An 8,091-nucleotide genomic window follows, 5' to 3' on the forward strand; every position below is an offset into this window, starting at 1 on the left:
AGAGTGGCAATCCTCGGCGGGGGGCCGGCGGGCGCCTTCTGCGCGATCTGGCTCAGCAGGCTGGCACGACAGGCCGGACACGACATGGAGATCGTCGTGTTCGACCACAAGAGCTTCGAGAAGCCCGGCCCGGCCGGATGCAACATGTGCGCCGGCATCATCCCCGACTCGCTCGTGCGCAACATGCGGCGCTTCGGCATCGAACTCCCCGAGCACGTCATCCAGCGCCGCATCGCCGGTTATTGTCTGGAGACCAAAGGCGGCGCAGTCGACATCCCCACTCCGCCCGGCACCCAGCTCTACAGTACCTTCCGCGGTCCCGGGCCCCTGGGTATGTACCCGTCGGCGCGACAGGGGTTCGACTACTTTCTCCTGCGCGAAGCGGAGCAGCGCGGTGTCACGTATCTCAACAAGATGGTGGTTGACGTCGCAGTGCCGCCCTCGCCGTCGGAGCCGTGCGTGGTTGTCTCGCGGGACGGAGCGCGACACGAGGCGGACATCGTGGTCGGCGCCTTCGGCGTCAACAGCAACCTGGTGCGCATTTTCGAGCGCCTTGGCTTCGGCTACCGCGCGCCCGAGGTGGCGCGCGCGTTTCAGGCGGAGATTCCGGTTGACCCTGATTTCATCGAGCGCGAGATGGGCGACCGCGTGTTCATCTTCGCGCTCGGCCTTCCGCATCTCGAGTTCGCTGCGATCACCCCCAAGCGCCAGCACGTGACGGTGACGCTGATCGGCGCCCACCCGCGTCGCCCCGACCTTGAGGAGTTCCTCGATTCCCCTTACGTCAAGCGGCGCATGCCGGCGGGATGGCAAGCGCCGGGACGGTTCTGCGCTTGCGGGCCTTGGCTGCCGATCACGGCGGCGCGCAACGCGGTCAGCGACCGCATCCTGATCATCGGCGATGCCCACGTGGCACGCTACCTCAAGAACGGGATCGAGTCCAGCTTCTACACTGCGTGCTGGGCCGCCCGGGCGATTGTTGCAGGCGACTTGCGGGCGGACGCGCTGGCTCGCCGGTATGTGTCGCGCTGTCAGTACTACGTGCGCGACAATCGCTACGGACGCGCGCTGTTCAGGCTCCATGACATCATCTCATCATCGCCCACCGTGGCCCGGTCGCACGTCGCGGTCGCGCGCGCGGAGCAGGCCGCGCGCGGACGCCCGAAGCGCCTCAGCGCCGTGCTGTGGGGCATGTTCACCGGCAATATACCGTACCGATCAATCGCGTCCCGGCTGCTCGACCTGCGCCTGCACTGGGCGATCGCGCGCGCGCTCGCGCGCGACGTGGCCGCTCGGATGCGAATCCCCGCTTTGCGCCCGCGCCGCGCGCGCCGCCCAATCTCACCTGCGCTCGGGCCGTTGGGCTCGGAGCAGACGGTGCTCATCATCGGCGGCGGGCCCGCCGGCGCAGCGTGCGCGATAACTCTGGCCCGGGCGGGGCGGCTGCTGCGGCGCGTACCGCGGATCATCCTGATCGAGGAAAAGCGCTTCGGCGAGCACCAGAACCAGTGTGCCGGCGTCATCTCACCGCCCGGGCTGCAAATGATAGAGGGAATGCTGGGCGCGCGTCTCCCCAACGGCCTTGCCCAAAGGGATATTCGCGGCTACACGCTTCACGCCAATGGGGGCACCATCGCGCTTGACGGTGACGAACTCGGCGAACGCGCCAACGCGTTGCGGCGCGTGCAACTCGACGGCCTGCTGCTGCGAGCCGCGCAACGGGCAGGCGCGCAAGTCGTTCACGCCCGCGCGGACGATGTCGAGGTCAACCCCGACGGCGTGGTCGTGTACACCGATAGCGGGACGTTCCACGGCGATGTTGCGGTGGGCGCGTTCGGGCTCGACCCCGGTATCGCGCAGGCGTTCGCGCGCGCCACGCGGTACAGGCCGCCCGCATCGCTGGAGACCCTGGCGTGCAAGCTGCATCCCGCCGGGCTCGACCACATACCAGGCCTGCTGGACGACCACATTCACGTCTTCTTGCCCCGTGACCGCACGGTTGAGTTCGGCGCGTTGGTGCCCAAGAGCAATCACGTGACGGTTATCATCGCAGGGCGCCGGCTCCGCGAGGCCGACATGACGACATTCCTGTCGCGGTATGCGGGGCGCCTGCTGCCGCCGGCGTGCGACATCCAAGGCGCCTTCAAGGGATCCTTTCCCCTCGGCCCCGCGGGCTGCCTTTACGGTGACCGCTACGTCGTCCTCGGCGATGCAGCGGGCCTGGTCCGGCCGTTCAAGGGCAAGGGGATCAACGCCGCCATCGAAGCCGGTTCCCTGGCTGCGACGACGATGTTGACGCGCGGCGTGTCGCGGCAAGCATTCGATTACTTCGCCGCCAGCCGTCGGCACCTGACGGGTGACTTGCAGTACGGCCGCGTCGTCAGGATGCTGACGGGGCTGGTGTCGCGCTGGGGAGTACTGCCCGCGTTCGTCGCCGAAGCGCGGGACGATGCTGATCTGCGCCAGGCGCTGTTCGACTGCGTGTCGGGGCGAACCAGCTATCGCAGCGTCGTGCTGCGCAAGTGCAACCTGCGGCTCATCCCGCGCATGGCGTGGAAAAGCGGGTTGCACCTGCTGCTGCGGGGGAAGCGCGCCGCCCGCGCCGAGGATGCGCCGTCTCTGAAGTCATAGCGCCCGCCGGCGGGGCGCGCAATGGACGAACCAGTCGCGATTGCGGCGGTCTGGAGCAGCGCCGTAACGGGTACAATTCTCCTAATCGTGGTTCGCAGGTCTATCTCACGATGGAGGGCGTCGCCCGCGAGGCGTACGCGGCGGTTGCCGCGCGCGTCGTAGTCATGTATGATCCCTAGCGCCATCTGCGCCGCGCGGGTGCGAGGCGATCGCTGTCATGGGCAGCGCCAATGCCGGGCCGGTCGCTGCGCTTGGACGAGTACGCTCCATCTCGTTGGTTGTCCGGAGGAGGCAGCACTTGATCGGATTCACGAAACTCCTATGCGGCACGGCAACCGTGTCCGGCGCGCTGCGCCAGGTCAGCCAGGGCGGTCAGGAGCCCGGTCTGCTCCAGTTCACGACGGCGGATCGCCCGCTGGTGGTGTGGAACATGACGACGCGGTGCAACCTGCGCTGCGTCCATTGCTACAACGATTCGTCGGAGGCATCGCGGCGTCCTGAGCTTACCACCGCCGAGGCGGAGGCGCTCATCGACGACCTGTCGCAGATGGGCGTCCCGGTGCTGCTGTTCTCGGGTGGTGAGCCGGTGCTGCGGCCGGATGGCTATCAACTCGGTCGCTACGCAAGCGACCGAGGGCTCCGCGCGGTGCTGTCAACGAACGGGACGCTCATCACCCCTGAGGTGGCGCAGCGACTGAAAGACGCGGGTTTCCAGTATGTCGGCATCTCGATCGACGGCCTCGCCGAGCGGCACGATGCGTTCCGGCGCAAAGCGGGCGCCTCTGCCGCCGCCTGGGACGGCCTGCGCAACGCCCGCACCGCCGGCTTGAGGAGCGGCGTCAGGTTCACCGTCACCCGCGACAACGCCGACGATCTGCCCGGCGTCATCGGGCAGGCCGTGGCTGAGCAGGCGGACCGCTTCTGCCTCTACCATCTCGTCTACGCCGGGCGCGGCGCCGATCTGCCGCAGCGCGATCTCTCCGCGGCACAGCGGCGCGAGTTGATTCAATGGCTCATCGGCAAGACGAAAGAGCTGCACCAGGAAGGCAGGAAGATCGAGATCCTGACCACGGACAACCACGCCGACGGGATCTACTTGTACCGCGAAATCGCGGCGCGCGATCCCGGGCGGGCGGAGGAGGTCCTGCAGCTGCTCGCCATGCACGGCGGCTGCTCGGCAGGCCGGAAGTTCGCCAATATTGACGTCACCGGGGATGTCCATGCGTGCCAGTTCTGGGGCCACGAATCACTGGGCAACGTGCGCGACCGGCCATTCTCGGCGATCTGGAACGACTCCAGCCACCCGCTCATGGGGCGCCTGAAGCAGATGCCGCTCGGGGTCGGCGGCCGCTGCGGCGAGTGCGGGTTCAAGGATTACTGCGGCGGCTGTCGCATCCGCGCCGCAGCGATTCACGGCGATCCCTGGGGGGCGGATCCCACGTGCTATCTCACCGACGACGAGATCTCCGGGCCTGCGCCGCCGCAGGCGTCCGGTTGAGTTAAGCGCTCCGCACGTGTCGTGCGGTGGCCTCATGGGCGCTCCACCGCCCCAGGGAATTCCACCGGCGAAATCCCGGAAATACAAGGCCCTCCCTTTCGGGAGGGCCTCTTGTCTCCTCGATGCATTGGGGCTGCGTGGGTTACACGCTGATTTCCCAGCCGCGGCGCGTGTTCTGCCGTTCGACGAATTGGTTGACCTCCGGCATGTTGGGCGAACGCATGGCTTTCGAGTCCCACTCGATCTTCTTGCCCAAGCCGGCGCGCGCTGCCAGGCTGCCCAGGTGTACCACCTCCGTGAACGGGCCGGAGTAGTCGAAATTCGAGCCCGGCAGCGGACCGCCTTTGCACGCGTTGGCGAACTCCAGGGACGAACTGCCGAGCGGCACGCGCGGGATGACTTCGTCCGGCATCTGGAAATCCTTCATCCGCTCCTCGGGCAGCAAGCGCGTGTTGCCGCCGTAGCAGCCCGTCGTCGCCACGCCGTCGTCGCCGACGAAGTACGAGCCGTTGCTGCCGTCACCCAGTTCCGTGCCTTGCGGAACACCTGCGGGATGCGGCGGCATGCACCCGCCGTCGTACCAATACACCGTCACCGGCGGCAGGGTCTTTCCCTTCCACGCGACGTCCACCTTCTCCCGGAACGGCCGCGCCGGGAACTCGTACTTGACCACCGATCTCACGGGCGGCGTCTCCTCACTGCAGCCCTCGAGGACGACGCATTCGACACCGGTGGGCGTGCCGAGCTGGAGCGCCCAGTTCGCCGGGTCCATGATGTGGCAGGCCATGTCGCCCAGGGCGCCACAGCCGAATTCCCACCACCCCCGCCAGTTCCACGGCGCATACCCGGGGTTGAAATGGCGGTACGGCGCGGGACCTAACCAGAGGTCCCAGTCCAGGTCGTCGGGCACCGCCACCGACGGCAGCTTCGCTGTTGCGCTCTGGTCCCACAGCGGCCGGTCGGTCCAGATGTGCGCCTCGCGAACCGGGCCGATGGCGTTCGACCAGATGATCTCGCACATCTGCCGCACCCCGTCGCCGGCGTGGCCCTGGTTGCCCATCGCCGTCACCACGTTGTACTTGCGCGCCGCCTTCGTGAGCGCCTGCGCCTCGGCAATCGACCACGTCAGCGGCTTCTGCACCCGGACGTGAATGCCCAGTTGCATCGCGGCCAGCGCGGCTACCGTGTGGGTGTGGTCCGGCGTCGAGATGGTGACGGCGTCCAGCTTCTCCTTCTCGAGCATGACCCGGAAATCTTTGTACCGCCGGGCTTTGGGGAACCTTCCGAACGTGCCGCCCGCGCGGGCCCAGTCCACGTCACACAACGCGACGATGTTTTCCTCGTCCATGCTCGATATGTCGCCGCCCCCCTGTCCGCCCGCACCGATGGCGGCCATGTCCAGCTTCTCGTTCGGAGAAACCCTCCTCGTGGCGGAACGCCCGGCAGTCGCGAAGCCCGCAATCGCCAAGGCACTTCCCATCAGAAACGTGCGCCGCGTGAAACCGTGTTCTGTCATGGATCCGTTCCCTCTCTTCGTCGAGCTGAGTTAGCCTGTGCCCCGGAAGATGACGGAACCGCCCCGGCCATTCATCCGGGTGACCCGCGAAAGGTCGGCGGCAGGCGCAAACCACTCCGAAGAGTATACTTCGGGAACGAAACGGAGTCAACGGTGGCAGGCCGCTGGCGCTCGGTTCGCCCCCGCGGCAGTCCTCTTCACCCTTCCACTCCTTACTATTGCCTCACGCCGCCACCTCGATTGAATCGAAGCGGCGGGGCAAAGTATGACAAACATGCTGGAAGTGGCGAGCGCGCGCATCGTCTGACGAGGCCGCTGGCCGCTGGATGCTGCCGCCAAAGTGCTCGAGAGCCGCCCCCCTCATATGACTCTGCATGCGCCGCTCATGCCGAGCCTGCCCATCTGGGACCGCACGGGAGCGCAGCTGACGCCCTCAGATCGGCTTTTCTTCTTGACAAACAGAAGTTTGAGATGTACCATTATGCAAACGTTGTTTTGCATCACGGACTACGAGGCACGAAGAGCCCGGATCGACCGCAAGCGTACAGACGCGATGCGTACTCGGGAGCGCAAGGACGGAGATCCATGAGTGGGGTGACGGGGACGCTAGAGATTCGAGAGATCGAGTTGTCCAAGCTGACGCCCTGGCAAGACAACCCAAGGTTGAACGATCACGCGGTCAGCGCGGTAGCGCGGAGCATCGGCGGATAATCATCGATCGCTGGGAGAAGCACACTGGCAAACGTGCTAGATTACTGGATGAAGCGTCGGAAGGACAATGATTATCTCTGCCAGTTCTAGAACGGACATCCCCGCGTTTTACGGGAACTGGTTCCATAACCGCCTCGATGCTGGGTATTGTCTATCGGTCAACCCCTTCAACGGCCACACTTACCGGATCAGTCTGCGGCGTGAAGATGTCGATGGGTTCTTCTTCTGGACGAAGAACCTGCGGCCGTTTCTGCCGAAGCTCGCAGTACTTCAAGAGCGCGGCTTTCCGTTCGTCATCCACTATACCATCAATGGCTACCCGCGGTTTCTGGAGCCATCAATCCCGCCCGCGGAAACAGCCATCGCGCACATGCGGTCCGTCGCTCAAGCCTGCGGACCCGTAGTTGGCATTTGGCGCTATGATCCAATCCTCATCACGAGCGCGACGGACTTCAATTTCCATCGCGATAACTTCGCCCGACTCACCGGTGCGCTTGCCGGTGTGGTGGATGAGGTCGTTGTGGCATATGCCTCATTTGTCTACCGCAAGACGGGAACAAGTCTGGCCCGCGCCGCACGGCAGGCGGGATTCCAGTGGGAGGATCCCGCCCGGGAACGCAAACGAGACTTCCTCACCGAGCTGTCAGCGATCGCGGCGCGGAACGGCATGACGCTCCGCCTGTGCGCTCAGCCCGAGTACCTGAGCCCGGGCATTGCGGAAGCCATCTGTATAGATGCTCAGCGTCTGAGTGAGGTCGCTAACCGGCCGATTCTTGGCTGGAAACCGGGCCATCGCGGCACACAGTGCGCTTGCCACTACTCGCGCGACATTGGCGCATATGACACCTGCTTACACGGCTGCGCTTATTGTTATGCGGTCACCAATCTCCAGGTCTCGAGGAAGTTCTTCGAGCAGCATGATCCCTCGGCCGAATGGTTGTGCGCCCCGCGTCGCATGCCTAAGAGAAAACCGCAGGAAGACCTACCGCTGTTTTGCCGGGACCGCCAGGGCTGACAACGATCGAGACGCGGCAGCTTCTGACGCTGAGCACCGCTCACCGCCGTATGCTGCGTGGCTTGGCACTGCCGTTGAACGGAGAGGAATCCATTGAGCGGCGACCTTTACGCGGAGAAGCTCGCGCACTTCAAGCAGAACGAGAAGCCCGAGGTCGTGCTCCTGATTGGCGACGACCTGGACCTGATCAAGATTATCGTTGCGTGGACCAATACAACCGTCCTGCGCACGAAGAACCTCCGTCCTCTCCGCGGCGACTCCGAGGGCGAGGTCTGGGAGTGGCTTTGGAAGAACGCGGTGTACCCCCGTGAGGAACTCGCTGCCAAGAGCGCCCTCTCGGAGTATGCCTTCGGAAAGAAGATGAGGCTGCTGATCGGAAACCGGGTCCTGTATCCGGACGGCACCGTCAACTCGTTCGTGCAACGCTACTTGCGCGACCGTGTGCTGAAGCTTTTTGAGGCCAAGCCCAAGCGGCCCACCAAGAAGTCATAAGCGCTTGAAGTCCCGCATGGGATAGCGGACCGATTCTGGCGTCGCGTGATCGTGGAGGACACAGACACATGACCGACAACCCCGGCCAGATACAATCATGCTTACTGCCACCGGAGGACTGCCTGCAGTTTGCGGCCGCCGCTCCCGGCCTGGGTCTCCTTGCTCCTTCGTTGCCCGAGCGACTCCCATGTGCATCCTGCAACCAACCTTCTGTGACTACATCGGTAA

General features: G+C 65.2%; 5 protein-coding genes. 4 read left to right on the forward strand and 1 reads right to left on the reverse strand.

Going from position 1 to position 8,091, the window contains the following annotated elements; all coding sequences use genetic code 11:
* The first annotated feature begins 3 nt into the window (after nucleotides 1-3).
* Together JSV65_15250 and JSV65_15255 are read left to right on the forward strand one after the other, a co-directional pair.
* The gene (locus tag JSV65_15250) at nucleotides 4-2,631 is read left to right on the forward strand and encodes a hypothetical protein (GenBank protein ID UCH33901.1); all 2,628 of its coding nucleotides are present in this window, start codon (nucleotides 4-6) and stop codon (nucleotides 2,629-2,631) included.
* A 298-nt stretch (nucleotides 2,632-2,929) separates the two neighbouring features.
* Nucleotides 2,930-4,129: a radical SAM protein gene (locus JSV65_15255; protein ID UCH33902.1), complete on the forward strand. Its 1,200-nt coding sequence runs from the start codon at nucleotides 2,930-2,932 to the stop codon at nucleotides 4,127-4,129.
* A gap of 142 nt (nucleotides 4,130-4,271) precedes the next feature.
* Here JSV65_15255 and JSV65_15260 read toward each other — a convergent pair whose 3' ends face one another.
* Nucleotides 4,272-5,609 (reverse strand): Gfo/Idh/MocA family oxidoreductase, encoded by a 1,338-nt coding sequence (locus JSV65_15260; GenBank protein ID UCH36801.1) that lies wholly within the window; start codon nucleotides 5,607-5,609, stop codon nucleotides 4,272-4,274.
* An 814-nt stretch (nucleotides 5,610-6,423) separates the two neighbouring features.
* On the opposite strand from JSV65_15260, the gene JSV65_15265 reads away from it, so the two are divergent.
* Both JSV65_15265 and JSV65_15270 read left to right on the forward strand, forming a co-directional pair.
* Nucleotides 6,424-7,371: a DUF1848 domain-containing protein gene (locus JSV65_15265; protein ID UCH33903.1), complete on the forward strand. Its 948-nt coding sequence runs from the start codon at nucleotides 6,424-6,426 to the stop codon at nucleotides 7,369-7,371.
* Between the two features lie 93 nt (nucleotides 7,372-7,464).
* Entirely contained in the window at nucleotides 7,465-7,863 is a 399-nt protein-coding gene (locus JSV65_15270; GenBank protein UCH33904.1) for a hypothetical protein, read from the forward strand.
* Nucleotides 7,864-8,091 lie beyond the last annotated feature (228 nt).

Source organism: Armatimonadota bacterium, from assembly GCA_020354555.1.
Classification (GTDB): Bacteria; Armatimonadota; Hebobacteria.

Coding starts and splice junctions, on each gene's coding strand:
- JSV65_15260 (UCH36801.1), bottom strand. CDS start 5,609: ATGGGAAGTGCCTTGGCGATTGCGGGCTTCGCGACTGCCGGGCGTTCC.
- JSV65_15265 (UCH33903.1), top strand. CDS start 6,424: ATGATTATCTCTGCCAGTTCTAGAACGGACATCCCCGCGTTTTACGGG.